Source organism: Negadavirga shengliensis (assembly GCF_042652345.1).
GTDB lineage: Bacteria > Bacteroidota > Bacteroidia > Cytophagales > Cyclobacteriaceae > Negadavirga > Negadavirga shengliensis.
On record NZ_JBHSJJ010000004.1, the window covers coordinates 185,666 to 211,636 of the forward strand.

Annotated in this window: 25 protein-coding genes and 1 pseudogene; 16 read left to right on the forward strand and 10 right to left on the reverse strand. The window is 44.3% G+C overall.

The features are described from left to right. The first annotated feature begins 781 nt into the window (after positions 1 to 781). The 6 genes from ACFPFU_RS08525 (at position 782) to ACFPFU_RS08550 (ending at position 8,054) form a co-directional block, all read left to right on the forward strand. A complete protein-coding gene (locus ACFPFU_RS08525) occupies positions 782 to 1,678 on the forward strand; it encodes a helix-turn-helix domain-containing protein (RefSeq protein WP_377063478.1) in 897 nt (298 codons plus the stop codon). A 61-nt stretch (positions 1,679 to 1,739) separates the two neighbouring features. Next, on the forward strand, positions 1,740 to 2,189 hold the full coding sequence (locus ACFPFU_RS08530; protein WP_377063480.1) for a nuclear transport factor 2 family protein: 450 nt from the start codon (positions 1,740 to 1,742) through the stop codon (positions 2,187 to 2,189). A gap of 314 nt (positions 2,190 to 2,503) precedes the next feature. Further along, positions 2,504 to 4,735: a xanthine dehydrogenase family protein molybdopterin-binding subunit gene (locus tag ACFPFU_RS08535; protein WP_377063482.1), complete on the forward strand. Its 2,232-nt coding sequence runs from the start codon at positions 2,504 to 2,506 to the stop codon at positions 4,733 to 4,735. 36 nt (positions 4,736 to 4,771) lie between these two features. Further along, positions 4,772 to 5,227, forward strand: coding sequence for a (2Fe-2S)-binding protein (locus ACFPFU_RS08540; RefSeq protein WP_377063484.1), 456 nt, complete (start codon positions 4,772 to 4,774; stop codon positions 5,225 to 5,227). Between the two features lie 17 nt (positions 5,228 to 5,244). Next, on the forward strand, positions 5,245 to 7,509 hold the full coding sequence (locus ACFPFU_RS08545; RefSeq protein WP_377063486.1) for a xanthine dehydrogenase family protein molybdopterin-binding subunit: 2,265 nt from the start codon (positions 5,245 to 5,247) through the stop codon (positions 7,507 to 7,509). Between the two features lie 173 nt (positions 7,510 to 7,682). Beyond that, positions 7,683 to 8,054, forward strand: a complete 372-nt coding sequence (locus tag ACFPFU_RS08550) for a DUF1801 domain-containing protein (protein ID WP_377063488.1) — start codon at positions 7,683 to 7,685, stop codon at positions 8,052 to 8,054. A gap of 69 nt (positions 8,055 to 8,123) precedes the next feature. On the opposite strand, the gene ACFPFU_RS08555 is transcribed toward ACFPFU_RS08550, so the two are convergent. Continuing rightward, on the reverse strand, positions 8,124 to 8,570 hold the full coding sequence (locus ACFPFU_RS08555; RefSeq protein ID WP_377063490.1) for a hypothetical protein: 447 nt from the start codon (positions 8,568 to 8,570) through the stop codon (positions 8,124 to 8,126). Between the two features lie 153 nt (positions 8,571 to 8,723). Between ACFPFU_RS08555 and ACFPFU_RS08560 the strand changes: the two genes are divergently transcribed. From ACFPFU_RS08560 to ACFPFU_RS08585, 6 genes are all read left to right on the forward strand, one after another. Next, positions 8,724 to 10,205 carry a TrkH family potassium uptake protein gene (locus tag ACFPFU_RS08560; RefSeq protein ID WP_377063492.1) on the forward strand — a complete coding sequence of 494 codons (1,482 nt, stop codon included), beginning with the start codon at positions 8,724 to 8,726 and terminating at the stop codon, positions 10,203 to 10,205. 179 nt (positions 10,206 to 10,384) lie between these two features. Further along, entirely contained in the window at positions 10,385 to 11,101 is a 717-nt protein-coding gene (locus tag ACFPFU_RS08565; RefSeq protein WP_377063493.1) for a CPBP family intramembrane glutamic endopeptidase, read from the forward strand. A 468-nt stretch (positions 11,102 to 11,569) separates the two neighbouring features. After that, positions 11,570 to 11,980, forward strand: a complete 411-nt coding sequence (locus ACFPFU_RS08570) for a hypothetical protein (protein WP_377063495.1) — start codon at positions 11,570 to 11,572, stop codon at positions 11,978 to 11,980. After that, positions 11,977 to 12,414, forward strand: a complete 438-nt coding sequence (locus tag ACFPFU_RS08575; protein ID WP_377063497.1) for a helix-turn-helix domain-containing protein — start codon at positions 11,977 to 11,979, stop codon at positions 12,412 to 12,414. Before ACFPFU_RS08570 ends, ACFPFU_RS08575 begins: the two co-directional genes overlap by 4 nt. Continuing rightward, entirely contained in the window at positions 12,411 to 12,869 is a 459-nt protein-coding gene (locus ACFPFU_RS08580) for a preprotein translocase subunit SecB (protein WP_377063499.1), read from the forward strand. The genes ACFPFU_RS08575 and ACFPFU_RS08580 overlap by 4 nt, the downstream gene beginning before the upstream one ends. Before the next feature lie 26 nt (positions 12,870 to 12,895). Next, positions 12,896 to 13,009 carry a M48 metallopeptidase family protein gene (locus ACFPFU_RS08585; protein WP_377063500.1) on the forward strand — a complete coding sequence of 38 codons (114 nt, stop codon included), beginning with the start codon at positions 12,896 to 12,898 and terminating at the stop codon, positions 13,007 to 13,009. Positions 13,010 to 13,037: 28 nt separating this feature from the next. On the opposite strand, the gene ACFPFU_RS08590 is transcribed toward ACFPFU_RS08585, so the two are convergent. From ACFPFU_RS08590 to ACFPFU_RS08605, 4 genes and pseudogenes are all read right to left on the reverse strand, one after another. Further along, positions 13,038 to 15,014, reverse strand: coding sequence for a hypothetical protein (locus ACFPFU_RS08590; protein WP_377063502.1), 1,977 nt, complete (start codon positions 15,012 to 15,014; stop codon positions 13,038 to 13,040). A 42-nt stretch (positions 15,015 to 15,056) separates the two neighbouring features. Then, a pseudogene (locus ACFPFU_RS08595) lies at positions 15,057 to 15,481 on the reverse strand (XRE family transcriptional regulator). A gap of 150 nt (positions 15,482 to 15,631) precedes the next feature. Continuing rightward, positions 15,632 to 16,363 (reverse strand): ImmA/IrrE family metallo-endopeptidase, encoded by a 732-nt coding sequence (locus ACFPFU_RS08600; RefSeq protein ID WP_377063504.1) that lies wholly within the window; start codon positions 16,361 to 16,363, stop codon positions 15,632 to 15,634. Beyond that, the gene (locus ACFPFU_RS08605; protein ID WP_377063506.1) at positions 16,344 to 16,700 is read right to left on the reverse strand and encodes a helix-turn-helix transcriptional regulator; all 357 of its coding nucleotides are present in this window, start codon (positions 16,698 to 16,700) and stop codon (positions 16,344 to 16,346) included. The genes ACFPFU_RS08600 and ACFPFU_RS08605 overlap by 20 nt, the downstream gene beginning before the upstream one ends. Positions 16,701 to 16,890: 190 nt before the next feature. On the opposite strand from ACFPFU_RS08605, the gene ACFPFU_RS08610 reads away from it, so the two are divergent. Further along, positions 16,891 to 18,663: a sodium:solute symporter family protein gene (locus tag ACFPFU_RS08610; RefSeq protein WP_377063508.1), complete on the forward strand. Its 1,773-nt coding sequence runs from the start codon at positions 16,891 to 16,893 to the stop codon at positions 18,661 to 18,663. Between the two features lie 6 nt (positions 18,664 to 18,669). Beyond that, on the forward strand, positions 18,670 to 19,881 hold the full coding sequence (gene nagA / locus ACFPFU_RS08615) for an N-acetylglucosamine-6-phosphate deacetylase (RefSeq protein ID WP_377063510.1): 1,212 nt from the start codon (positions 18,670 to 18,672) through the stop codon (positions 19,879 to 19,881). A 215-nt stretch (positions 19,882 to 20,096) separates the two neighbouring features. Here the strand turns inward: nagA and ACFPFU_RS08620 are convergent, their stop codons facing one another. Then, a complete protein-coding gene (locus ACFPFU_RS08620) occupies positions 20,097 to 21,104 on the reverse strand; it encodes a Gfo/Idh/MocA family protein (protein WP_377063512.1) in 1,008 nt (335 codons plus the stop codon). A gap of 440 nt (positions 21,105 to 21,544) precedes the next feature. Between ACFPFU_RS08620 and ACFPFU_RS08625 the strand changes: the two genes are divergently transcribed. Together ACFPFU_RS08625 and ACFPFU_RS08630 are read left to right on the forward strand one after the other, a co-directional pair. After that, positions 21,545 to 22,945, forward strand: coding sequence for a Gfo/Idh/MocA family protein (locus ACFPFU_RS08625; RefSeq protein ID WP_377063514.1), 1,401 nt, complete (start codon positions 21,545 to 21,547; stop codon positions 22,943 to 22,945). A 102-nt stretch (positions 22,946 to 23,047) separates the two neighbouring features. Beyond that, a complete protein-coding gene (locus tag ACFPFU_RS08630) occupies positions 23,048 to 23,434 on the forward strand; it encodes a VOC family protein (RefSeq protein WP_377063516.1) in 387 nt (128 codons plus the stop codon). A gap of 16 nt (positions 23,435 to 23,450) precedes the next feature. Here the strand turns inward: ACFPFU_RS08630 and ACFPFU_RS08635 are convergent, their stop codons facing one another. The 4 genes from ACFPFU_RS08635 to ACFPFU_RS08650 form a co-directional block, all read right to left on the reverse strand. Then, positions 23,451 to 24,344 carry a DUF5777 family beta-barrel protein gene (locus ACFPFU_RS08635; protein ID WP_377063518.1) on the reverse strand — a complete coding sequence of 298 codons (894 nt, stop codon included), beginning with the start codon at positions 24,342 to 24,344 and terminating at the stop codon, positions 23,451 to 23,453. Continuing rightward, positions 24,344 to 24,889, reverse strand: coding sequence for a YceI family protein (locus ACFPFU_RS08640; RefSeq protein ID WP_377063520.1), 546 nt, complete (start codon positions 24,887 to 24,889; stop codon positions 24,344 to 24,346). Before ACFPFU_RS08640 ends, ACFPFU_RS08635 begins: the two co-directional genes overlap by 1 nt. Before the next feature lie 5 nt (positions 24,890 to 24,894). Next, positions 24,895 to 25,254, reverse strand: coding sequence for a 2-polyprenyl-6-methoxyphenol hydroxylase (locus tag ACFPFU_RS08645; protein WP_377063522.1), 360 nt, complete (start codon positions 25,252 to 25,254; stop codon positions 24,895 to 24,897). Between the two features lie 162 nt (positions 25,255 to 25,416). Further along, positions 25,417 to 25,941 (reverse strand): CHRD domain-containing protein, encoded by a 525-nt coding sequence (locus ACFPFU_RS08650; RefSeq protein ID WP_377063524.1) that lies wholly within the window; start codon positions 25,939 to 25,941, stop codon positions 25,417 to 25,419. Between the last annotated feature and the right edge of the window lie 30 nt (positions 25,942 to 25,971).

Sequence of the window (25,971 nt, forward strand, 5' to 3'; positions counted from 1 at the left end):
AAGGCTGCACCCGTGGTTACTGAGAAGTTTGACCACTCCGTGGTCATTCTTTTTAGGGTTGGCATTTTGTTTGAAAAACGTAATCATTGGATTGATATTCATTATAAAAACCTTGGCCGGTTTAGTTCCTTTGTATCACTAAATTTAAATCATCCAAGGAAATGGTACCGGGAAATAAAAAATGGAAAGCTTTTAGTTTGGTTGCCTTTATCCTGTTTTTCTGTTCATGGCATGTTTATTCACAGACGACTATTAAGGTCCAGGGAACCAAAAACGCTGGAGAAATAGAAAGAACAGACCGGGTGGTTCCTGAAGCATTTGGATATCCGGGAACAACTTATCCAATACCGACTTGCTAAATTGTTTGAATTTCGTAATATATTGTTTGGTAGGTATTATTAATGAACAAGGAATTGATCTAATTTTGAAATTTAATTAATGGCCCCAATATGGTGTTGGTATTTAGGAATGCAAATGGGCGGAAACAAAATTGAACCATTTTATCCGTAAAGAACCTGGAATTAAGCCTTTACAAAAAGCAAAAATCATATACAAATTAAATAGTACCTGCCACCAGCAAGAATGCCATTTGCAGGAAAATTTCGAAGCGATAAGATATGAGGCCTCTGTCACCAATAAAAGCTTTCCTTTTAATTAAGTTGAAATCCCTTGGAACTGGATTGTGGGTATTAATTGGCTTAATTTATAAATAGTTATGCGACGAGATTTTGTTTTTATAGGAGAAAAGAGATCCTGTTATACCAAAAATCAACCAATTACTATGGAGAAACCTGAAACCTTAGAGGAGTTTTACAAAAGGAAATTCAGTTGGCTTCCCGAAAACATCCGTAATGATATCGGGCACTTTAACATGTTCCGGTTGGAACCCTATGCCCAAGGGAAAGTGTCCTCCATTCCCTACCGACGGAGGGATTTTTACAAAATCATGCTGGTCAAGGGCAAGAGCAGCGTATATTATGCGGACAAAGTGGTGGGGGTGGAAAAACAGGCGCTTTCATTTTCCAACCCCTTGATACCCTACAAGTGGGAGCATCAGGATAACCTTTTCGGGCGCTATTGCATCTTTAACCAGTATTTTATGAGCCAGTTTGGCAATATCATGCAATATGAGGTATTTCAGCCCGCAGGGAACCATGTTTTTGAGCTTGCTGATGAACAGGTCTTTGAGGTCGAAACCATTTTTCAGAAAATGGAGAAAGACTTCGACTCTGATTATAAGTATAAATACGACAGTATCCGTAACCATATTTTTGAACTGATCCATTATGGGTTGAAACTCCAGCCCAATGCCCTGACCGACAAGCAGCCATCCAATGCCTCTCAGCGCATTTCGGCGATGTTCATGGAATTGTTGGAAAGACAGTTTCCTGTGGAGGATAACCACCCTAGAATCGCGTTGCGGTCGGCATCCGAGTTTGCCGATCACCTGAATGTGCATGTAAACCATTTGAACCGGGCGGTAAAATCCACCACAGGGAAGACCACCACCCAGGCCATCGCCAATCGCCTGGTGCAGGAAGCCAAAGTCCTACTTAAACACAGCCATTGGAATGTCTCCGATATCGCCTATGCCTTGGGCTTTACCGAGGTCACACACTTCAACAATTTCTTTAAGAAGCATATGGATATCAGTCCGTTGAAGTTCAGGGAGAGCTAATATTTACCGGTAATAAAATAACCATACTCATTATTTTAGTCAATAAACCAAAAAATTAAACATGAAAACTTATCTGATCGGCATAGGGCTTTTATTTCTTAGCATATCTGTGTCCTTTGCACAAAGCGGAGTTGAACAGGAAATAAAGGAACTTTCCAAAGCAAAATGGCAATGGATGGCTGACAAGGATGTGGGTAAACTAGAACCGTTGTTTGACGATAAATCAAAATTTGTCCATATGAGTGGAACCTGGAAAAAAGACAGGGAGCTGGAAGTCATTGAAACCGGGAGCATTTGGTACAAAAATGCAGAGGTTCATGATGTAGCCGTTGAAATTTTTGGTGAGACTGTAATTCTTTGGAACCGCATCACGCTACAGGCAGTGGTCCGTGGCGATGAGGTATCGAATGAATTCACGGTCACGGAGGTCTATCAAAAACAAGACAACTCCTGGAGACTATTGGCCTTAACCTTTAGCAGTGTACGCGATGTGCATCAGATTGTTCATTAATAAATAGGGCACTGATAAATATCCAAATATTACATTTCGCACTCCTTTCAAAAGTTTGATGAAATGCTGTCCGCTATGAAGTTACCCCTGATAAAGCAGGGGCGGCTTACTTGATATTTATAAGGCATTGTTTGAATATCGTAAGGAATCTTTCTTTAAAATCCTGTAATTTACTGGTTGTTAATCGCATAGCCATTTCTCTGAGGCCGGTACCAGACCAGTAATCCTTTGGGTTATTGGATTTGTATTTGTAAATTGGAATTTGACGTATATTTATTGAAAACAGCACTTCAGTTTGTGCTTAAAATATCAAAATGACTTCAAACACATCAACAATCAACCGACGGTCTTTTCTCAAAGTTTCTGCCCTGGCAGGGGGTGGCATGCTGCTGAATTTTGGATGGCTGGCAGGATGTAAATCCAATGCCCCGGAGGAAGCCCTTGGTATGCCCAAGGAATGGTTTGACATCAATGGGTTTTTAAAGATCGGTGAAAATGGCTTGGTGACCATTATGTCCCCCAATCCCGAAGGTGGCCAGAATATCAAAACCGGCATGCCGATGATCGTGGCTGAAGAACTGGATGCTGACTGGTCCAAAGTGGTGGTGGAGCAAGCGCCTTTGGATACCGGAAACTTCACCCGCCAGTTTATCGGAGGCAGCCAGGCCATCCGGATGGGATGGAAGGAACTGAGAACCGCTGGCGCTACAGCCAGACAGCTCTTGATCAATGCCGCTGCACAAACCTGGGAGGTATCCCCTTCTGATATCACTACGGAATCGGGCATGTTGATCCATAAAAACAGTGGCAAAAAAGCCCACTATGGAGAAATGGCCTCCTTGGCTGCCACGCTTCCTGTTCCTGAGGAGGTCAAGCTCAAGGACGTTTCCCAATTCAAGCTTGTCGGGTCTTCCCAAAAGAATGTCGATGCCCATAAAATTGTCACGGGAAAACCGCTTTTCGGCATAGACTATTCCAAGCCCGGCATGCTGATCGCCATGATTGTCCACCCACCGGCGCACGGCATGAGGCTAAATTCCTTTGATGCTTCCGAAGCGGGAAGCCTTCCGGGGATCCATGACATTTTCCGCATCAAATCCCACCAGGATGACTATGAAAGGCTGTTTTTTGATACCACCTCATTCACTGATCTGGTGGCCATAGTCGGAAACTCCACCTGGGAAGTAATGAATGCCAAAAAAGCCCTGAAAGTGGAGTGGGAGGCTTTCGACGACTATGAAGAAAAAAGGGATTGGAACGGCAGAAAAGAAACCCGGGCTATTCCGGCAGGACTGGAAAGTTCTGCCGGACACTTGAAGAAAATGGCTGAAGCGGCTAAGAAACCTACAGTACGAAGAAAAGACGGTAATCCGGAAAAAGCCTTCAACGAGGCGGCGATGGTAATTGAGCGTACCTTTACGGCGCCGTATTTGGCCCATAACTGTATGGAACCGATGAATTTTTTCGCCCACGTCACCGGGGATAAGGCGGAATTGGCGGGGCCGCTGCAAAAACCCGAGTTGACGGAACTGGCCCTGTCTTCCAGATTGGGCATCCCGTTGGAAAACATTGACATTCAGATGACCCGTCTGGGGGGTGGATATGGGCGCCGGTCCTACGCCCATTGGCTGATCGAGGCCGCAGTCATTTCGCAAAAGGTAAATGCTCCTGTCAAGCTGGTATATACCCGGGAGGATGACATGACAGGAGGGATATACCGGCCTGCTTATCAGGCCACCTACAAAGCGGCGTTGGATAGCGACAATAACCTCATTGGATTTCATATAAATGCGGGAGGGACAACCGAGGGACCACTTTACCCCGACCGTTTTCCCGCGGGTGCCGTGGAAAATTACCTGGCAGAGGATTGGGTGGTTCCTTCCAACATCACGGTGGGTTCGTTCCGCGCTCCAAGATCCAACTTCATCGCGGCCGCCGAACAGTCTTTCTTGGATGAGGTCGCGGAAGCTGCGGGAAAGGATCCCATAGATTTCCGCCTGGAACTCCTGAAAAAAGCCAAGGATAACCCTGTAGGCGAAAACAATGATTATGACCCCGACCGGTATGCAGAGGTGCTGAAATTGCTCAGAGAAAAGTCTAATTGGGACGCCGGGGCTGCTGGCATGCACAGGGGGGTGGCGGCGTATTACTGTCACAACAGCTATGCGGGACAAGTGGTGGATATCAGCGTTGAAAGCGGAAAACCTGTTATCGAAAAAGTCACCTGTGCCGTCGATTGTGGATTGGTAGTAAACCCTGATGCCGCCACGAATCTCTGCGAAGGAGGCATTGTAGATGGTATTGGCAATGCCCTCTATGGCAAGCTGACTTTTGAAAAAGGGGTTCCTCATGCCTCCAATTTTGATAAATACAAAATGATCCGGATGAGCGAAGCACCCAAAAAAATAGAAGTTTATTTTGTAAAGAATGACCATGATCCCACCGGATTGGGGGAACCCACTTTCCCTCCGGTATTCGGAGCACTGGCCAATGCCTTGTATCAGGCAAATGGAGAAAGATATTACAAACAGCCCTTTCTGGGTTGATGAGAACATAAAAAGAATCATCTAATCATTGGACCAATGGCAAAAATCAATTTGAATATCAATGGCAAATCACAACCGGTGGACGTTGACCCCAATACGCCTATATTGTGGGTATTGCGGGATCATTTGGATTTGGTAGGTACAAAATATGGATGCGGTATCGCCCAGTGTGGGGCCTGTACTGTCATTATGGACGGAAACGCCGTACGTTCCTGCTCCATACCGGTATCTGCCGCGGAAGGTGCCAAAATCACCACAATAGAAGGTCTTTCGGAAAAAGGAGACCATCCTGTGCAGAAGGCCTGGCTTGAACATGATGTTCCCCAATGCGGCTATTGTCAGGCCGGTCAGATCATGAGCGCGGTGGCTTTGTTGGAAAATAATCCCAATCCAAGTGACGAAGACATAGACAATGCCATGGACGGTAACATATGCCGCTGCGGTACCTACGTGCGCATCAAAAAGGCCATCAAAACCGCCGCAAACTCCTAATCCAAAAGCACTTGACCATGACTATCGTAAAGACCCAACTCAATCGAAGATCATTTCTGAAAGTCTCGGCCCTGGCAGGAGGAGGCATGGTGCTCAGTTTCAGTTGGCTTACAGGATGTAAGCCCAGTCCGGAACAGGCAGCTTTGGGCTTGCCGGATGAATGGTTTGAGCTGAACAGCTATATCAAAATCGGGGACAATGGAGTGGTAACCCTCTTTTCCCCCAACCCTGAATTCGGATCCAATGTGAAAACTTCCATGCCCATGATCCTGGCGGATGAACTGGATGTGGACTGGAAAAATGTGATCGTGGAGCAGGCTGATTTTTTCCCGGAGCGCTTTGAAAGACAGTTTACCGGGGGGAGTCAGGGTATCCGGCAGGGATGGAAGCCTTTAAGAACAGCAGGTGCTGCGGCGCGCCATCTCCTGCTGGCAGCGGCTGCCCAGACCTGGGATGTGCCGATCGATGAAATAAGTACCGCTGAGAGCAGGATCCACCATAAGGGAAGCAATAAAAAGGCCCATTATGGGGAAATGGCAGCATTGGCGGCAACCCTGGAGGTACCTGAAGAAGTGAAACTGAAAGACATCAAGGATTTCAGCATCATCGGGACTTCCCGTAAAAATGTGGATGGCCAAAACATCGTCACCGGCAAGCCCATGTTTACCATGGACTTCAAGAGAGAAGGAATGCTGATCGCCATGATCGCCCACCCACCGGCGTTCGGCATGCAGCTTAAATCATTTGATGCGGAGTCGGTCCAGTCCATGCCGGGAATCAGGGAGGTGTTTAGCTTCAAGGTCCATCACGAGGGATATGAACAAAATGCCTTCGACACCACCACCCATCCCGAATTGGTAGCCATTGTGGGCAATTCCACTTGGGAGGTTTTACAGGCAAAGAGGAAACTGAAAGCGGAATGGGGAAAAGCGCCCGGCAGGGAGTTCGTCGTAACCGGGTGGGGCGGTAATAAGTCAACCGTAATGGTGCCCGCAGGACTGGAAAACAGCGAGGCGCATTTGACCAGGATGGTAGAATATTCCAAACGGCCTTGTAAGACCCTCAGAAAAGACGGTAATCCTGAGGAAGCCTTTCAGAAAGCGGCCAAGATTTTGGAAAGAACCTACACAGCCCCGTTTTTGGCCCACAATTGCATGGAACCGGTCAACTGTTATGCCCATGTGACGGCTGAGAAAGCTGAGCTTTATGGCCCCATTCAGGCACCTGAGTTTATCATGGGAACGCTGGCGGAGAGATTGGGGCTTCCCAAAGAGAAAATCCAGATCAACCTGGCCAGAATGGGGGGTGGATTCGGTCAAAGAGCCTATGGACATCACATGGTGGAGGCGGCAGTGATTTCGCAAAAAGTGAATGCGCCGATAAAAATGCTCTACACCCGCGAGGATGACATGACCTATGGCATTTACCGTCCTGCCTATACCGCTACCTACAGGGCTGCTTTGGATGAAAACAACCAACTTACCGCTGTCCATGTTAAAGCCGGGGGTATTCCCGAGACGCCTATCGCTCCCAACCGGTTTCCGGCGGGTGCTGTGGACAACTACCTGGCCGAAAGCTGGGAAATCGAATCCAACATTACCATTGGAGCTTTTAGAGCACCTAGATCGAATTTTATCGCCAGTGCGGAACAGTCCTTCCTGGATGAACTGGCAGAGGAAATGGGTAAGGACCCGATTGATTTCAGATTGGAACTGTTGGAGAGGGCAAAAACCAATCCCGTGGGCAGCAACAATGATTATGATCCAGAGCGCTATGCCGGTGTGCTCAAACTGGCGAGGGAAAAATCAAATTGGGATGTGCCAAAACAAGGTATTCACCGTGGGGTGTCGGCCTATTTTTGCCACAATTCTTACGTGGCTGAAATTTTGGACCTGAAAATGGAAGGAAACCAGCCTGTAGTGGAAAATGTGGTGGCAGCGGTGGATTGCGGCATCGTCATCAACCCGGATGCCGCGGCAAACATGGCAGAAGGTGCGATTGTGGATGGGATCGGAAATGCCTTCTTTGGCGAAATGCCATTCAAGGATGGTGTCCCCCAAAAGAACAACTTCAACAATTATAAGATGATCCGCATGGGGGAGGCACCCAAATCCGTAGAGGTTCATTTTGTCAAAAACGACCATGAGCCTACCGGGCTTGGCGAACCTTTGTTCCCACCTATTTTCGGTGCCGTGGCCAACGCCTTATATAAAGCCACGGGACAGCGATACTACGAACAACCGTTTGGCAAAGCGTTGCAGGCCCCCGGTTTGAGGATGTGATGTGGTATGGGAAAGGGTGAACATTCAAAAAATACCGTATCCGTATTGTAAGGGTACGGTATTTTGGTTTTCAGGAGCTGATATGTTTAGCGAAATCCATTTTACATACATTCTCTATGCAAAATGATTAAGCCGCGGAAAAAAAGTTAAAAATCATTAAATTAAAGCCAGCGATGGATGCAGAAACATTCTTTTCCCGCTATGAGCCACAGGTCTTTGCCAATGCCATTAAACTTCGGAAACTCCTTTTTTCCAATCTTCCGGATATCACCGAACAGGTTGACCTTCCGGCAAGGATGGTGGCCTATTGCTATGGCCAAAAATATGCAGAACTGATTTGCACCCTCATCCCCTCCAAAAAGGGATTGAAGCTGGGTTTCAACCGGGGCCTGGAACTCCCGGATCCGGAGGGAATCCTCCAGGGAACTGGAAAAATCTCCCGTTATGTGGAGATTAAATCAGAAAAACAAATTTATTCCCCGGCTTTGAAAAATCTGGTCGCGGAGGCATTGGCCGCTTATCAGCAGCGCATGGCCAAATCATGATCTTTTTGCCTGAAGAAAAAATTCCAAAACCAAGACAGCCGAATAGTAAGTTGTCAAAAAAGTATGGTTCTATTTTTTTCTGTAATGCAGTATGGGACCATCACAAGCGCCCCAGGTATTCCTAAGTTCCTCCTGGTGGGTGATGATTAATTCTTCATTCCCATCCTGAGTACATGATCCCAGGATTTCTTCTCCGGATTGAAATGTAAGGGTAAGGTAAACCCTTGCCATACTTGAGTCCGTCATTTCAGCTTCCCTCCAAGTGAAAGTTCCGGAAGCCTGGAATTCACCGTCTGCCGAATTTCTGGTTTTCTCAAAAGTATTGTTTGAACGAAAGACGTAAGTCTCTGTCCATGCCATTTCATCTCCTTCTTGGACTTCTGCTGTCCAGCTGCTGCCCATCTTAACCAATTCCCACTCACCCCGTATGGCGGATTGGGGCTGGAATTCATCATCCTTACAACTGCTTAAAAGAAACGTTGTCAACAATAATGTATGTAGAATAAAATTTTTCATGGAGTAGTTTAAATGTTTTGATTTATCTGTTTAACAATACGGAATTTAAGCTGTCTTTGTCCCGGTTAAGTATAAATAATTCTAAAAAAAAGAGGCATTGGTGCGATAGTTGCGCCCATTCAGCAAAACTAAATATACAGATTTTTTTTTAACATGATAAGCGAACATACGAGGGCTTTTCTGAAGGACCTGGGGGTGTTTCTCCAGCTTCCCGGCCTGATGTGCCTTCCCACATTTGTTGTGATTGCTGTTTTTGAGGAATGGTATGCGCTTAAACCATTTATTTTACTTGCCGTAATCAGTTTTGCGGTTGGACAATTCTTATATCGGCTTTTTTATAACAACAGGCGGACGCATCCGGGATCTGCTTATGGTTTGGTGAGTTTTATATGGTTTCTACTTCCGTTATTGGGGACCATATCCTTTTATGGAGTGGCGGTGCTTATTCCCGAACCCAATGAACAGGAGCTTGTTTTCTCCGATATCCACAGCGCCTTTTTCGAATCCATGTCGGGATTTACCGGGACCGGTCTGACCATGCTTGATGACAGCAGTATGATTCCGCATTGTTTGCAATGGTGGCGTTCCCTGTGTGAATGGATAGGTGGATTGGGTATCATTTTTCTTGCGGTAATTCTTCTTGACACCGCCCATGAGAATGAACGCCTTTATCAGTCCGAGGGCATGGGATGGACAAGAAAAGGTCATAACACGAAAAGCAAAATCATAAAAATCTGGTGGATTTATATAGGCTATACCGCGTTGTCCGTCGCTTCCTTCTACCTTGCAGGGATGCCTATATGGGAAGCCCTTAACCACGGTCTGACAGGGATATCTACTGGTGGGTTTTCGGTTACGGCGGACAGTTTTATTTCCTACAACACCACCATAAAGTGGGTGGCGGTCATCATCATGCTCTTAGGGGCCCTGAGTTTTAAGATTCATTATCTTGCTTTGATACAAAAGAATTTCAGGTCACTGTTTCGCCAAACCCAATTGCAATATTTTCTTGCATTATGGATATTTTTTCTTCTAATCGGTGCCATTTCCGCATACCCGTCCACCGATACCGTAGATATTATTTTTCAAATGGCATCCGCTTTAGCTACATGCGGTTTTAATTCTGTTGAGCTCACGGATTATTCCCATATGTTTTTATTTCCGATCATGATGGCCATGTTCATAGGAGGAAATGAAAGTTCAACCACGGGAGGCTTGAAAACAAAAAGGTTGGCATGGATAATAAAGACTTTACAAGCCCACGTAAGACAATCCACATGCCGTGATGAAGAAAAGTTCGATATTAAAATACGATTCAACGGAAAAGCGGTGGACAATAAATCCGCCTATCTTCAGGTCAGGATGGCCACCGTTTTGCTTTTCCTTTGGATTTCTGCGCTAACCATCGGGACTTTTACACTCCTCCATGTCCTTCCAGAGGAATATGGTTTTTTCGAAATTTTTTTTGATGTGAATTCCGCATTGAACAATGTGGGCTTAAGTTCGGGGGTAGCCCATCACCGTTTGCCCGCAGAAGCCAAATGGGTTTTGAGCATCATCATGTGGATGGGAAGACTGGAGATCATCGGCGTGATCATCATGTTTTCCTATTTTCTGAAGAAAACTTCAGTATAAGGAATTGTAGTTTCGGGTAGGGAAACGCGGTACTTTTTGTAAGGGGAGGGATCGCAGATCAGTATCAGGAATTAAGAAAAAAACTTGGAAATTAGGTTTTAATTTCGCAAGTTTCATGAAGCATGAACAGTGATTTTTCAGGATATAATTTTGACCATCATTCCGAAAAGATGAAACCGATGTCAAATTGGGAAATCCTGTGGTATCATCTGTATCCAGGACTGTTGCTCACCGCGTTTTTTATAGGTGCTACCTCGTTACTGCAAGGCAAAGGTATTCCCCCCCAGCTGATCCTTTTGCTTGGTATTCCGCTGGTCATCGTTCCGGTGATGTATTTTCACCTTTTGCATGCAAGAAAAAGTGAAAACAGCAAGAGCATAGGATCTATAGTAGAAAGTTATGGAAATAAATTACCCTTTAAGCGGCTGGCAGTTTATTCCTTGATGCTGGTAATATTCGCGTTTGTAGTCTATGGAGTCACCCAGCCGGTCAATGTGTGGATAACCGGGAAGTTACTGTTCTGGCTACCTGATTGGTATAAGATTCAGTCATTCGAGGGTTATGCCGGAAATATAATCCTCATCACTTTGATCGCTAATTTGATCCTGAATGGCTTGGTTGCCCCCTTTATAGAGGAGGTGTATTTTAGGGGCTATTTATTGCCCAGAATGACAAGGTACGGGAAATGGGCTCCGTTGATGAGCACCGTCTTGTTTTCGTTTTACCATTTCTGGCAGCCTCAAATTTATGTCACCCTGATTATTGCATTGTTTCCCATGGTCTATTACACCTGGAAAACGCAGGATCTTAGATTGGCCATTTACACACACTGTGGGCTGAATGTGATCGGCGCCTTGCTGTCATTTGCGCTGATCATGCAGGGAGGAAGCAGTTGATTTTTTAACAAGGGCAGGTTTTGGTGTGTCTTCCCCAGCCTGTGGATAAGGGGGTAGAGGCAAAGGGTTACTATACGGTAGGAATTGGCTTGGGATCAGTCTAGGATCATCGTAGGAGGGGATGTGGGTGAACATTGGCTTTTATAGGGATTTGGGATAACGTATCCTTGGCCGAAACCTGCTTTAACTTGCTTTTAATGGGTTTAGCGGCTTTTATTATTGTCAACGCTTAAAATGAGGAAGAAACTGTTTAATATAGGTCAGGCGGAATTTAACCTTTCACCTGGATTCGATTACATGCCTGTTTAAGTTCGGTTGAGTAAGAGGGGCGAGAAGAAAATTTGGCCTATGCTTTAGTAGCCACAGCAGAAAGCGGGGCCATTACTGGTAGATGAGCCCAAAACGGGTTATAATTGAAATGATTTTTATGAATGGTTTGAATAAATTAACTTATTGCTTAATTTTGATGTGAAAAGAAAGGCGAATTGGATAAAAACTTCGGATGATGGCAAAAAAGCCTTTTACCTGGATGATGAAAATTCTGGCGAGATTTTGGCATTTCTAGAACAAGATCCGGCAAATGCCAAAAAATTCAGAACAGCATTGGAGCTGATTTTAAACCATAGAGCTCCAAGAGATATTTATGATAAAGAAGATTTCGAGAAAGGTTGTGAACACATTACTGCAATCAAATTGTTTAAAGGAAAAAAGAATCCCAGGATTTATTGTCAGCAATTTTCAGACGGTCAGACAGAGCGTTTTGTAATTATCGGGGTAGAATTGCTAGAAAAGAAAAAGTCCCAAAAGCTGACAGAGAGAGAAAAAAATATCATTCGAAGAGTAGCCAAGTTCGAATACGACTTAACCCAAGAATCATGAAAACATCCGTAAAAAATAAGTTGGATAACTTGTTGGCGTTCAATTCATCAGAAGAAGAGCTGGCCTTCAAAGCAGATTTATTGGCCATGCAGTTTTTGGGATGGGTAGACCGGAAAATGGAAGAAAAGCAAATGTCCAAGAAGGAGTTGGCGGAGAAAATCGGCACCTCTGCTGCTTTCATTACCCAATTGTTCCGCGGAGACAGAAAACCCAATTGGAACATTCTGGCCAAGATGTCCCTGGCCTTGGACTTGGAGTTTAAGGTGATGACGGAAGCATCGATACAGGAAAAAGTAAAGGAAGAGCTGTCTGAATATCACCGAAGATGGGTCAAAACCCAGAAATATTTACGTTTGAAAAATCAAGTCACTGATCCCAAAATGGTCATGGCCGTGGAGCCTGCCTCCGAGGATGAATATGCTATGGCAGGATGAAAGCGAGATTTTCCCCTTTACAGTTATTGGACTTCAAACTCCTCCAGTCCCACTATGAGTTTATTGTGCCTAAGGAGGATGAAGTTGACCTCCAAGACTTATTCCAGTCCTATCTTGTGGAAATTGATTTTTCTATAGGGAGGAATGAGGAGCAAGGAGAAATCCAGGTATTTACCAAGCTTGAGGTAAATAGGGATAAAGATGCCAACCTTCCCGGCTATAAAATGATGGTCGAAGGAGGGGGAACTTTTAGGATCCAAAATGCGGATAAGCTGGAAGAAGGTCTTAAAGTCAACCTGACCCAATTTTCCACCCTCAATATGATGATCAATAACCTTCGGAATATCCTCTATCAGCTCACCAACCTAGGACCGATGGGAGGATATTTGCTTCCACCGATTGATATCACCAAGCTTTTGATGGATAAAGCGGAGGAGCAGAAGGGGAGTCATTAGAAGGAAAAAATTGATAAGCTTTTGTATTGGTCATCCACGAAATGTGCCACTTGATCCATCTCAACTACAGCAAAGGTTTTTATGAACTGGAATCTGAAATGATGCCCGATTGGGAAAAGTGGAAATTAAGGCTGGAGTAAGGCTTTGGCCTGGTGTTACGATTTAGTTCTATTTGACAAATTTCCGGAAGGCGGAGACAATTTGGAAGATAAAGAAAGCCAAGACGATACGTTGGAGACCATCAAGGAAATAAACCCAAAATGGATGTTCGATTGTTTCAAATAGATAGGAAACTCTTCGAGTTGGATTAAAAAGCTGGGGCCATAGAGATCCGTGTTCCGAAACTTTAGCCCAGAAAAAGTTCCAACCGTCAAAAGAGAAGTCTGGCCAAAAATTAATTTCAGGATCAGCCATAATAAAAAGTAGAGGGAATATTCCAGTAGAAATCAATGTAATACTAAAGAGAGGCTTTATCCAGTTTTGGCCATGATCATTTGTTTCTCCCAAAAGTATGCTGATTTTGTCAGATTGGTATTTAATGTAATTACTAAATCGACTAATAATACTAGCAAGCTTAACTTTCTTTATCCGATTTATAAAAGATTGTTTTTCAGTGGCTATTAAGTTTATTTTTCTTTTTGATCTTAAATATTTATCATGAACTTGAATTTCTCTTCCCTTAAAAAGTAATGCAGTTATTCTGTCGGACTGTTTTTCGGCGGCAAGTTTAAGCTGCCTATAGATTTCCCTTTTTTGGGAAAGAGCTTTTGTGTTATTCTGTTCCTTTTCGTCTACCTCTAGATTTTGTGGTTCAAACCATTCTACGCCATTGACAAAAATGTTGTCAAATCTGGAGTCGATGATTCTCACAACAGGATAAATTAAAAAATCAAAATCATAAAACTCTGTATTTCCTAGGTTAGAGTTTTGAATAAGAAATTCTTCAGGGACCCCATCATTTAACTCTGGGTTATTATTATTAAATGAAATTAGGGATTTATTAAATAAGTGAGTCAATATCAGTTTATCATAGGAGCAATCTCGAAGAAAAAGAGAATTGTTGAAGTTGTTGCCTTTTAAAGTTACCTCTTTGAAAAACGTATTTCGGAAATCAATTACACCTGAAGACTTTTCAGAAAAACGGATACTAAGTTTATTAGTCTTGAAATTATCACCTTGAAATTCAATTCCATTTTTAAATTGAGAGTCTTGAATCCAAATTTCTTCCGGTAACGTCATATTTCTTACTTGTTCCCCATTGTCCTTTCTTTTAAATAGAAATTTATCATTAAAGATGGATCCGATTATGGAAAAATATTTTTCAAGCTTAACTGCTGTAATATCGATTTCTCCATAAAATTCTCCATAATTCCAAATTAAACCATTGAGATTGCCGCTCCAGATTCTAATATCTTTTTCAAAAATTGAATCAGTACCAACAAATGCAATTGATGGAGAATTAACAGATGAAATTCTTGTTTGACATTTCGAAATGCAATTTCTAAAATCAACTCCAATATTTTCAATGGTATCTCCTGTAATATCCAGCTTACTTTTGAATATTACATTTTCAAAATTATACCCTGCTTTAGGAAAGTGGTTTGAAAGACTTTCAAACCAATCTATTTCTAGTTTTTCTCCTTCCTCAGCATAAATATCTATACCGAAAGGGAAGATACATTTTGAAATGCGAAGGAGAATATATGATCCATTGATAATCTCAATTGCGCCAGATTTTTGGCTAAAATCTTTAGGTTTAGTATCGTCAGATATGCAATTATTGAATATTAATGGTTTAAGGAATTTACAGTCTTTTAGAATGATTTTCTCCCCTAAATTAAATTTCATTTCATGATCCCCAGATAGAGATACAACACCTGTGAATTCGAAATTCATAAGGGTTAGAGAATTTCTATTGTACTTTTTTAAATCAAATTCAATATTGCCTGTGACTCTTGTTATTTGAGAAGAACTTCCTAGAGTTAGCGGAGACGGATTGCTATATACTTCTTCTAAAAAACTTACAGAAGTTTTCTCCACTACTTCTACCATTACTCCATTTTCCCATTCCATTTGTGGGGGGGGCATTTGTGTTTTGGAGATTAATTTTGAATAGTCTGATATATTGAATTTGGGTATCTCCATAATTAGTTTTAATTCATTTAGTTTGTGTTACTAAGAAATGAACTACCTCCCCCCAATCAACCTCTCCAACCTCGCCATCATCTCATCCTTCTCCTTTAGCATCCGTTCATACAAAGCAATTTTTTCTTCATGTTGCTGCACCAGTTTATCTATAGGATGGAATGTGGGATGATTGTTATAAATGCATCCTGTGGCACTATCATTGGCATGAAAAGATTCGCAATAATGTTCACCGCCTGCTCCCCATCAAAATTCCGGAATGCTTCCACGGGGATATGGAGGATATCAGAAACCTTACGGAGAATGTCCTCTTCGACGATTTCTTTTTGTTCCAGAAGGGAGATTTTCTTTTGGGACCAGTCTGCGTCCAGCTCATGGGCCAGCGCACCCTGCTTGATGCCCAGCATCTCACGGAAACGCTTGATATTCCTGCCCTGGTGGATATTACGGGAAGGCGAATGTGCCATATTGCTTGGTTATTAAAAAACTTAAGGACAAGTTAAGGAAAATGTAGGGATTTGGAAAGGGGTAAAGTTTGAAGGCGGGAAAGTTTTAAGGTAGAGAGTTAGGTCAATTGGTTATAAGAAACCACATCAGCATCGATTAAAATAACCTGGTCACTCTTCATCCCCTTTGTTTTGCAATGTTGAAAAATCTACCCCCAAATCTTCAAGTAGTGAATAATAATGAGATTCGGAGATTTTGTTTTGCTCAAAAAGTTTTCTGGCTAAGTCCCCATAATCCCCGATCACTTCTTTTTGATTATCCTTTTTATAAAGTTTAATGGAATAGCCATGGGCCATGGCACTTTTCCTTACATCGGTGGCTAATTCATCGAGATGGTTTCTTTTAATAAGATTCAGTTCGGCCAGGCGGTGAAGCAAGGCTTTTCTGGAACAGGAAAAGTATTGTTCTATTCTTAAAATAGTAGCCAAGCTGATTTTACCTTTGGCCAATTCAGCATCCGGGATCAAAGTAATGACCCCCTCTTCAGGCATTAGTAATTTTGCTGCAAAAGAATCGGCATTATATTCTTCTTTGGCCTTTTTGTCAAAATAGCCTACTTGACAAACATGATAATCAAAATTTTTCTGGATATAAAGGTGGTATAATTCATGGCATATGGTAAAATGCTGATGCCCTAAAGTTCTGGCGGTATTGATCAACATGAACCGATTATTTGTTCCCACTTTGATGGCCATACCGGAAATACCCATGGCCAAAGGTCTGAAAACCGCCAGTACGCTGAGTTTGTGGAGCAGACTTTTCAGATGGATACTTTCCTGATTGCTGTACCCATGTTCTGAGCGAAACTGAGCTGCATATTTTTCAAGTATTCGCGGATTCATTTTCAATGACGGTTTTCATCCTGAGATAATTCATCACGATTTTTTTGAATCCTGCTATCTGTTCCAGATCTTCGGGATCCAATGTGTCAGCCCGAAAGGCAAGGGCAAGGTTTACCCTTGCCATACCCATATCTTCCTCAAACAAATCATATTCATCTACGCCAAAGAGGTTAGCTATCTTAGATAATAGAGAAGAGGGCATGGAGCGCTTTCCATTTTCATAATAGCTCACCTCCTCTCTATTGATTTGAAGATAATCCGCTACTTGTTCTTGGGTCAAGGCCATCTTTTGACGCAGCACCTGGAGGTTTTTTCCTATTATTTGATCTTGTTCCATATCGCTTGGGTGTTAAAAAGTTGTTACAAATATATATACTTTTGTTAAAGTAACATCAAAATGTAACAAATTGTTTTATAGAAGATTGTGAGTCCATTGGTTTTCATAGGTCCCCTACAGGTTCATTTATTTACTTTATAATCAATAAATTGAATTTTTTACGCATATTTAGTTGGGCAAATCGGGTTATATGCTACTCAAAGGAATAGATTGGTTGATTTTGGGGGCTTTTTTTGTTGTCTCCTTGGGCATCGGGATCTTTAGTTCCCGCAAATCTTCCAAAAACGTACAGGAATTTTTCAAAGCCGGAGGCAACCTTCCCTGGTGGGTTCTCGGTACCTCAATGGTGGCCACCACTTTTTCTACCGACACGCCCAACCTTGTCACCGATATTGTGCGGAAAAATGGGATATCCGGCAACTGGATATGGTGGAGTTTTTTGCTTACAGGGATGCTGACGGTGTTTTTCTTTGCCCGCCTATGGAAGCGGTCCGGAGTAATGACAGATATAGAATTCTATGAACTCCGCTATAGCGGGAAGGCGGCTTCTTTCCTTCGGGGGTTCAGGGCTGTTTACTTAGGGCTTTTTTTCAATGTGGTGATCATAGCCGGGGTATCGCTGGCTGCCATCAAAATCGGCGGAGTATTGCTCGGGATCAGTCCCATCAGCACATTATTGATAGCCGGATTGGTTACAGTGTTATACAGTTCGTTAGGGGGGCTACGGGGGGTTGTGTTTACAGACTTTATCCAGTTCTTCCTTTCTTTGGGTGGTTCCATCGCTGCCGCTTGGGTGGCTGTCAATCATGAGAAAATAGGTGGTTTAGGAAACCTTATCCGACATGAAGCGGTAGTTCCAAAGATTACTTTTATCCCAGATATGGGCCACCCTGAGCTTTTTCTATCCATTTTTCTGATACCGCTTTTTGTACAGTGGTGGTCGGTATGGTATCCGGGTTCTGAACCTGGTGGTGGGGGATTTATTGTACAGAGGATGTTGGCCGCCAAGGATGAAAAAAATGCCCTTTGGTCGGTAATGCTGTTTACGGTGGTCCATTATGCCATCCGCCCATGGCCTTGGATCATAGTGGCCCTTTGTTCCATTATCGTATTTCCTGATCTGGAAGCATTGGGAAAGGCATTTCCTGGGACAGGGGAGGCCATTGTTCAGGATGACCTGGCTTATTCGGCCATGCTTTCATTCATGCCCGTTGGGATCATGGGGCTGGTGGTCACTTCTTTGGTGGCAGCGTATATGTCCACCCTTTCTACCATGCTTAACCTGGGAGCTTCTTACGTGGTGCATGATTTTTACCACAGGTTCATCCGGCCAAAGAGCACCCAAAAGCACCTCGTGGAAGTGGGAAGGATAGCCACGGTAGCCATCATGGTGATTGGGGGTTGGATGGCGCTCAAGTTGGAGAATGCCCTGCAGGCATTTGGGATCCTGTTGCAGATTGGGGCAGGAACAGGACTGATCTATATCCTGAGGTGGTATTGGTGGCGGATCAATGCCTGGAGTGAAATGGTGGCCATGGCCGTGTCCTTTATGATCGCATTATATTTTGGGTTTTTTCATGCTAAGTACTTCACGCCGATGGCCCATTGGCAGGAACTCATCATAGGAATCGGAATTACCACAGCAAGCTGGATGTGTATGGCTTTTTTAACGCGTTCCACCGACCTTGAGGTACTTAAAAAATTCCTGATAAGGACAAAAGCACCGGGAAAGGGGTGGAAAAAGATCAAAAGGCAACTGACTGAGGAGGAGGCTTCCCTATATGAAGAGGTTGATTTTGATTTTCAACAGGCATTGATGGCTTTCGGTCTTGGGGTTATATCGGTATATTGTTTTTTGTTTGGGACGGGAAAATTACTGTTGGGCGAGCTATGGGCGGGTGTTGGCCTCCTTTTAGGGAGCTTTTTAGGATTTTACTTCCTTTATAAACGGAGAAGGGATTAACTTTCGATGAATTTACTAAAAGACTTGAAAATGATACAGATCATCAACGGCGATATCATCACCCCCTTTGAAATCATTCCGAAGGCCAGCCTGCTGGTCAAAGACGGGAAAATCAATGCCATACACAGAGACAACCGGATGATCAAGGGTGTTGCCGTGATAGACGCACAGGAACAATACGTTTCGCCGGGTTTTATCGATATCCACGTGCATGGCGGGGGAGGCCATGATTTTATGGACGGGGAGGTGGAAGGCTTTTTGGAAATCGCCAAAATGCATGCCCGGCATGGGACTACGGCCATGGTGCCTACTTCCTTAACCAGTGAAAAAGAACAGTTGCTTGACCTTTTAAAAGTATACGAGACCGCCCTTGCCGAAAACACAAAGGGTGCGGCTTTTCTGGGGCTGCATCTGGAGGGACCCTATTTTGCGATGAACCAAAGGGGAGCCCAGGATCCGCGCTACATCCGGGATCCGGATCCGGAGGAATATGAGGATATCCTGAAGCATGCCCATCTGATCGCGCGTTGGAGTGCGGCCCCTGAACGGCGGGGGGCGTTGGAATTCGGCAGAAGGCTTGTAGAGGAAGAGGTTTTGGCGGCCATTGCCCATACAGATGCCGTCTATGAGGAAGTGGTGGCTGCGGTGGAAAATGGCTATTCCCTGTCTACCCATCTGTACTCCGGAATGTCAGGGGTCACCCGAAAAAATGCTTTCCGTCATGCCGGGGTGATCGAGAGTTCCCTGCTTTTGGATGAATTGGACGTGGAAGTCATTGCGGATGGGGTTCACTTGCCGGCGCCTTTTTTGAAGTTGATCTATAAGGTAAAGGGGCCTGACAAGGTTGCCCTGATCACGGATGCGATGCGGGCTGCCGGAATGCGGGGAGGGGAGAGTATTTTGGGACATAAAGACAATGGCCTGAAAGTTTTGATAGAAGATGATGTGGCAAAATTGCCCGACAGGAGTTCTTTTGCCGGCAGTGTGGCCACTACCGACAGGCTGGTACGAAATATGGTGAAAATGGCTGATGTATCCTTGCTCCATGCCATCCGTATGATGAGCACCACGCCCGCCCGGATTATGAAAGTGGCCGGCAGCAAAGGGAGCCTTGTACCTGGCAAGGATGCGGATATCGTTGTTTTTGACCGCGATATCCAAGTACAGCTCACCATGGTGGAGGGCAGGGTGGTGCATGGGGAAACCCAGGTTGATTAATTTTTTTGGGTATAGCGAGGTTGTTGTTCTGTCTAGTATTTGACTGAATATCAGTGCATAATATGCCGATAGTAGGATTTTAAACCGGGTGGTATATCATTCTGAAAATTCCCGGAGGGGCTTAAACCCCTCCAAGAAAATGAGGCGACTAAGGTTTGATTTGTCCCGGCTATGGGGAATACCCTGACAACCCAGCACCATCGGACAACATTGTTTTATTTTACATCAATCCATTTCTCCAGTTTGTCTGATTCAAAGATGGCATGAAGGACTTCGGCGTTGACCCGGGCATTTTCCAATGTGACGGGGACTTCAGAATCGTCCAGGATGGCTTGGGTAAAGGCATCGGCCTGCATGGTGTATTGGTTGCTTACGGGGAGCCTGATGATCTCAGGCTGCGGATTGAGGAAATTGCCGTCATGAATCCTGATTTCATTGGCCTGGTCAGGTGGGGCATTGAAAGGAATCATTACCTCGAGAAGTTTCTTTTCTCCATAGAAGAGCATCCGTTGGTAAGGGACCAGCTGGGTGCTAACCGTAAAAGTCATATGGATGTCATCCGGATAATGAAGCAGTACGGAACCCAGCCTGTCAGTGCGGAAGTTGGGATCAAATTCCAGCATGGAAACCACCCTTCCGGGATCTTTTCCCAGCACAAAACGTGAGGTGAATACCGGGTAGCAGCCAATATCCCAGATGCCGCCTCCGCCGCTTTCGGGAATGTTGCGGATATTGTCTTTTTGCACATTATAGTAGCTGAAAAATCCGTGTACGGCTTTTATTTTTCCAAGTTGGCCGCTTTGGACGATTTCTCTTGCTTTTATCCACTGGGGATTGGAGGCTACCATAAAAGCTTCACCCACCTTTACTTTATGTTTGTCCCTGGCTTCGATGAGCCCATCAATTTCCTCGGGGTTCATTGCCAATGGTTTTTCGCAAAGCACATGTTTTCCCGCTTCTATACACTTTAGGGTATACGGCACATGCAGGTCGTTGGGCAGTGGATTGTAGATGACATCGATCTCCGGATCATTGATCAGGTCCTCATAAGACCCGTATGCCTTTGGGATGCCGAGTTCTTGCGCGGAGATTTTGGCCTTGTCCAAGTCTCTGGAAGCAAGTCCGTAAACTTCATGGATCGGGCTGTTCTGCATGGCCGGAATTACTTTTTCAAGAGCAATTTTCGCGGCACCCAATACGCCCCATTTGATTTTTTCTGTCATTTTGTGTTGCATTAATGGTTTATCCAAAAAAGATCAAAAAAGCAACTGCAAGGCTTAAAAGGCATTACAGGATCTGGTTTTTTGTCGATTGACAATTTAACCTATTCAATCCAAAAGACAATTCGAAACCCGAGAAAAGATGTTGCTTATGTAAATTGATTATAAATTAGGGTACTATAGGGTGTTTTTGCGATTGGAATTTATTTCGAAAAGCAACCTTACGGATGAAATTTTTGAAATAAATTGTAGTTTTTAGCATGTTTAATACACTTTTTATTTTAAAAATCACCTTTATACAGCGGATTTCCAATCGGATGAAATAGTTATTCCAATATTTGACAACTCCAAAATTTCTGCCTATTATGCAATCGATTGCGCAGGCAGTATGACGGTTGCAATCAGTCAAACAATGAATTCAAAGATTAACAAATTTATGGATTATGGAAAATAAGTTTTCTAGAAGATCATTCCTTTATTCGGTCAGCATGCTGGCGGCGGGGTCCGCTTTGGCAACGCCTCTGGCGGGGTTCGGGATGAAACGGAAGCTAAGGGTAGTCTTAGTAGGAACCGGTGTCAGGGGGATCTCCTTCTGGGGAAGGAGGCTGGTGGAGCAATATTCTGACATTCTCGAATTTGTAGGGTTAAGTGACATTAATCCGGGAAGACTGGCATACGGAAAAGAATACATGAAGGTGGACTGTCCTACATTTGTCAATTTTGATGAGATGCTGGCAAAGACCAAACCTGATTTGGTGATTGTCACTACCAAGGATTCCACCCACCATGAGTTTATCATCAAGGGGCTTGAAGCCGGCTGCGATGTGCTTACTGAAAAGCCTTTGACCACGGACGAAAACAAGTGTCAGCAAATTCTTGATGCAGAGCGGAAATCCGACAAAAACCTGATTGTGGGCTTCAATTACCGGTGGAGTCCCTATATCACCAAAATCAAGGAATTGCTTCAAAACAACGAAATCGGCGAAATTACCTCTGTGGATTTCCATTGGTACCTTAATATCCACCACGGCGCTTCTTATTTCAGAAGGTGGCATGGTGTGGCTGAAAACGGCGGAACTCTTTGGGTTCACAAAGCCACGCATCACTTCGACCTGCTCAATTGGTGGTTGGATTCGGATCCGGAGGAGGTATTTGCCTATGGCGCCTTGGAGCATTATGGTAGCAATGGCCCTTTCCGGGGGAAAAGCTGTAGGTCCTGTCCCCACAAATCAGATTGCCAGTATTATTGGGACATTACCAAAAGTTCCCATGACATGAAGCTCTATGCTGAAAACGAAGAGCACGATGGTTACCTCAGGGACGGCTGCGTATACCGGCATGAAATTGATATATACGATAAGATGTCCGCGCAGATCAAATATGCCAACAAAGCGGTAGTCAACTATTCTCTGACGACCTACAGTCCCTATGAAGGCTGGAAAATTGCATTCAACGGACAAAAAGGAAGGTTGGATGCCTGGCTGGACATTCCGTTTATGAGCAAGGACAGCCTGGATCAGGAAGCATTGCATGCCGCGGAGATGAACCAGAACCTGGGAGATGATGTAAATCAGGAGCCTTTGGTACTGCATAAGAACTGGGAGAAACCGCAAATCATCTCAGTGGTCAGCGAAAGGGGAGGCCATGGCGGTGGTGACAAAAGATTGCATGACAAGATTTTCAAAAATCCCGAGGCAGCGGATCCTTACAAGCATTCCGCCGGTATCAGGGATGGCGTCATGTCTGTGTTGATAGGTGTGGCCGCGAGAAACAGCATTAAAAGCAAAGGCCCGGTCAAAATCGCTGACCTCACGGATTTAAAACCCAGTCCAAACAGGGCTTAATCATTTTAATTTTTCCCCTCCTTTGGAATTTACGGTTCCCGGAGGGGTTTTTTATGTTGTTTTTGTAAATTTAAACCAAGAATAAAGAAAAACCGCAGCGCTATGAAGATTGAGCATTTTGCCTTAAATGTGTCCCATCCCCAGGCCATATCTGACTGGTATGAGAAAAACCTCGGTTTTAAAGTGGTCAGAAAAATGGATAAATCACCTTATATGACTTTTTTGGCTGATGATAGTGGCAAGATTATGGTTGAGCTCTATCATAACCCAAAAGCATCTGTACTTGATTTTCAGCAACTGGATCCCTTGATGCTTCATTTGGCCTTGGTGTCAGAAGACCCGGATGCGGATAAGGAAAGGCTGGTAGGAAAGGGGGCTGAGCTGATCAGCGACGACACCCTGGAGGATGGTTCCCGCTTGATCATGCTCAGAGACCCGTGGGGGCTATGTCTGCAGTTATGCAAAAGGGCTAAACCTATGTTGAAGTAGGGGAGTCTTGCCCCGATCACCACTCTTTGCCGTTGGGTTGGTTTTTAAGATGAAAGGTACGGGATATATTGAATCCAAAATGAATGTCTCCGCTGAAAGGATCACCTGAGGTGGCAGGAATGAAGCCTACTTCGGTCATTTCCCGGGCATTCGTCAGATGGAGCTGGAAAACATGCCCCCCGGTTTCTATGTCCAGTCCTATCGCCATCGCGTTGTAGGAAGGCAAATTGCCTTCCTGGAAGCGGTAGTAATATTCGAGGTTCAAACTTACCCTGTTGCTTAGCTTGTACCTTCCGCCCATGCCCAAGGCGATCATGGCATTGATTTCATCCGGGGTTTCGACCATATTTCTATGAACATAAGTCGGCATGAGTTGCAGGGAAAGGTCAGGGCTGAATTTTCTGGCGATAAGCATTTGATGGGCATAGCCAAGCCTTCTTTGGGTATTCATAGGCAGGTCAGGTCTCCGGGTGGTGTTGATCGCGGTATTGCTTAACCATGTGAGGGATATTGGTGTGCCTGAATTCCCGCTGTCCTGCCAAAGCAAGCGGTACTTGACAAAAGCATCATACCGTTTGTTGAAAGAATTTCTCCCTGCGCCAAGCGTAAGCCTGTCGGAGAGTGCATACTCCAATCCCAGTCGTATATTGGCCTGGTCTAAACCGAAAAACTCATAGGACCCGGTATTGATCCTTCCAAAGCGGTGGGAAATCATGAAATCCAACACACCGGTTTTTCGGGTCTCCACGGAATGTCCATTAACGAGTCTGGTCCCTTTGAAGGTAGAGGCCGTCTTTTCCGTTTCCACCACGGTTTCTTCTTTAAGCTGCTCCAATAAGTTGTCCTGTGAAAATGATTCTGCGACCACTACGAAAAACAATAGGGTTGCAGATAGGTTTTTTATATTCATTATCCTGCTTTTTCAAAAATAAACCGAACGGTTACATCTACTTCTTCCGCGATATTCATAAACAACACCCTGGGAATACTGATATCATAATCTTCCAGTTTCACCGGAAAAACTGCCTCCATGGTGATCCGGTTGTTCTCATTCCGGAATTTTCCGGGAATCCGTACATTTTGGGTTACTCCGTGGATGGTCATTTTGCCCTCGGCCACAGCATCTTGCTCACCGGAAGTATTGAGATCATAACCGGATATTTTTCCTTCAAAGGTCCCCTGGGGATATTTATCCGATTCCATGAAATTTTCGTTGAAATGTTCCTGCATCAGTGATTTCCGAAACCGGAAGCCTTTAATGGGCACAACAAACGCTACTGAACCTGTTTCCGAATCAAACAGTCCCGTGGCTGTTTTATTCTGAGCCTTGATGTCTTCCAGAGGGGCGCTGCTAAAAAAACCGGCCTCCCCTGATACCGATTTGTATTTTTGGGCATAGGAGAGATAACCTGAAAACCAAAGTGAGAGGATCAATATATATTTCAAAATTTTCATCTCCATTAATTATCCTGAGCTCCGTTTTCCACCCAGCAATATATGTTTTCTTTTTGTGCTGCAGTAAGGGTTCGTCCTGAATCGGACGGTGGCATAAAACCGCTTTGGGTGAAAGTCCGGATTTGGGTGGCATTTTGAATAATATTTTCTTTGACAGAAAGATCAACCCTTCCAGTCCCGGATACATGGCATCCGGATATAGCGCAGTTTTGATTGATGATGGGTATGATGTTTTCTGACAAAGTGGCTGTATTTTCCTTACAACGGTCATTGTTGTTAGGCAGCAGGTCCTCTTCATTATCGCTGGAACAATGGATCAGGAAAAAAACAAGACCCAACATGATGATTTTTTCAGTAATTTTCATGGGTTCAAGGGTTTAGGTTTTGATAAAATGTAAAATTAAGTAGTGGTTTTTATTGTTTGTCGAGTATAGGCTGATGGGAAACGTTAATTAACATAGGATGGGAATGCACTGCAGAGACAGCAAGGCCATCCTTACAGCACATGTTCCCATCCACTCTCCCCCTCAGTAACCATTCCCACCGTTACCTGGATCGTCATCATCATCATCCCCATTATTCTCTCCTCCGCTGTTACTGCCAACATTCCCCTGTGCAACCAGCGTGGCCATGGCTGAAGTGCTCAGGTGGACATTGGCATGACCGTCGAAGTTCAACAATTGTTCGTAAGTAATGGGGGTACCATTATTCAACTCGGATACAGCGGTTTCACTGACACCGGTACCTCCATCTACAGATTCCAGCCCAATTACAATCGGACCGCCCTGGCTGGCGGAGTTGGCATGTATATGGGCTGGATGTGAATTGCCTGCTTCTGTTCCCGTCAGTTCAATTTTCACCATAGTGGTACTTTCATCCTGCTTGGTGAAAGTAATGGTTCCACTTATCGCTGGATCTGATACGGAGTTCATCGTGTAAACTTTTTGCACTATTTCAGGTGTCGGCTCCTGATCGTCATCCCCACAGGAGACCATAAATACGGACAGGGCCAATACTATTGATAGCATCCGGATTGCCTTTAACTTTTCCATAGTCTATTTGATTTAAAAGGTTTATATACT

Coding starts and splice junctions, on each gene's coding strand:
- ACFPFU_RS08525 (WP_377063478.1), top strand. CDS start 782: ATGGAGAAACCTGAAACCTTAGAGGAGTTTTACAAAAGGAAATTCAGT.
- ACFPFU_RS08530 (WP_377063480.1), top strand. CDS start 1,740: ATGAAAACTTATCTGATCGGCATAGGGCTTTTATTTCTTAGCATATCT.
- ACFPFU_RS08535 (WP_377063482.1), top strand. CDS start 2,504: ATGACTTCAAACACATCAACAATCAACCGACGGTCTTTTCTCAAAGTT.
- ACFPFU_RS08540 (WP_377063484.1), top strand. CDS start 4,772: ATGGCAAAAATCAATTTGAATATCAATGGCAAATCACAACCGGTGGAC.
- ACFPFU_RS08545 (WP_377063486.1), top strand. CDS start 5,245: ATGACTATCGTAAAGACCCAACTCAATCGAAGATCATTTCTGAAAGTC.
- ACFPFU_RS08550 (WP_377063488.1), top strand. CDS start 7,683: ATGGATGCAGAAACATTCTTTTCCCGCTATGAGCCACAGGTCTTTGCC.
- ACFPFU_RS08555 (WP_377063490.1), bottom strand. CDS start 8,570: ATGAAAAATTTTATTCTACATACATTATTGTTGACAACGTTTCTTTTA.
- ACFPFU_RS08560 (WP_377063492.1), top strand. CDS start 8,724: ATGATAAGCGAACATACGAGGGCTTTTCTGAAGGACCTGGGGGTGTTT.
- ACFPFU_RS08565 (WP_377063493.1), top strand. CDS start 10,385: ATGTCAAATTGGGAAATCCTGTGGTATCATCTGTATCCAGGACTGTTG.
- ACFPFU_RS08575 (WP_377063497.1), top strand. CDS start 11,977: ATGAAAACATCCGTAAAAAATAAGTTGGATAACTTGTTGGCGTTCAAT.
- ACFPFU_RS08580 (WP_377063499.1), top strand. CDS start 12,411: ATGAAAGCGAGATTTTCCCCTTTACAGTTATTGGACTTCAAACTCCTC.
- ACFPFU_RS08590 (WP_377063502.1), bottom strand. CDS start 15,014: ATGGAGATACCCAAATTCAATATATCAGACTATTCAAAATTAATCTCC.
- ACFPFU_RS08600 (WP_377063504.1), bottom strand. CDS start 16,363: ATGAATCCGCGAATACTTGAAAAATATGCAGCTCAGTTTCGCTCAGAA.
- ACFPFU_RS08605 (WP_377063506.1), bottom strand. CDS start 16,700: ATGGAACAAGATCAAATAATAGGAAAAAACCTCCAGGTGCTGCGTCAA.
- ACFPFU_RS08610 (WP_377063508.1), top strand. CDS start 16,891: ATGCTACTCAAAGGAATAGATTGGTTGATTTTGGGGGCTTTTTTTGTT.
- nagA (WP_377063510.1), top strand. CDS start 18,670: ATGAATTTACTAAAAGACTTGAAAATGATACAGATCATCAACGGCGAT.
- ACFPFU_RS08620 (WP_377063512.1), bottom strand. CDS start 21,104: ATGACAGAAAAAATCAAATGGGGCGTATTGGGTGCCGCGAAAATTGCT.
- ACFPFU_RS08625 (WP_377063514.1), top strand. CDS start 21,545: ATGGAAAATAAGTTTTCTAGAAGATCATTCCTTTATTCGGTCAGCATG.
- ACFPFU_RS08630 (WP_377063516.1), top strand. CDS start 23,048: ATGAAGATTGAGCATTTTGCCTTAAATGTGTCCCATCCCCAGGCCATA.
- ACFPFU_RS08635 (WP_377063518.1), bottom strand. CDS start 24,344: ATGAATATAAAAAACCTATCTGCAACCCTATTGTTTTTCGTAGTGGTC.
- ACFPFU_RS08640 (WP_377063520.1), bottom strand. CDS start 24,889: ATGAAAATTTTGAAATATATATTGATCCTCTCACTTTGGTTTTCAGGT.
- ACFPFU_RS08645 (WP_377063522.1), bottom strand. CDS start 25,254: ATGAAAATTACTGAAAAAATCATCATGTTGGGTCTTGTTTTTTTCCTG.
- ACFPFU_RS08650 (WP_377063524.1), bottom strand. CDS start 25,941: ATGGAAAAGTTAAAGGCAATCCGGATGCTATCAATAGTATTGGCCCTG.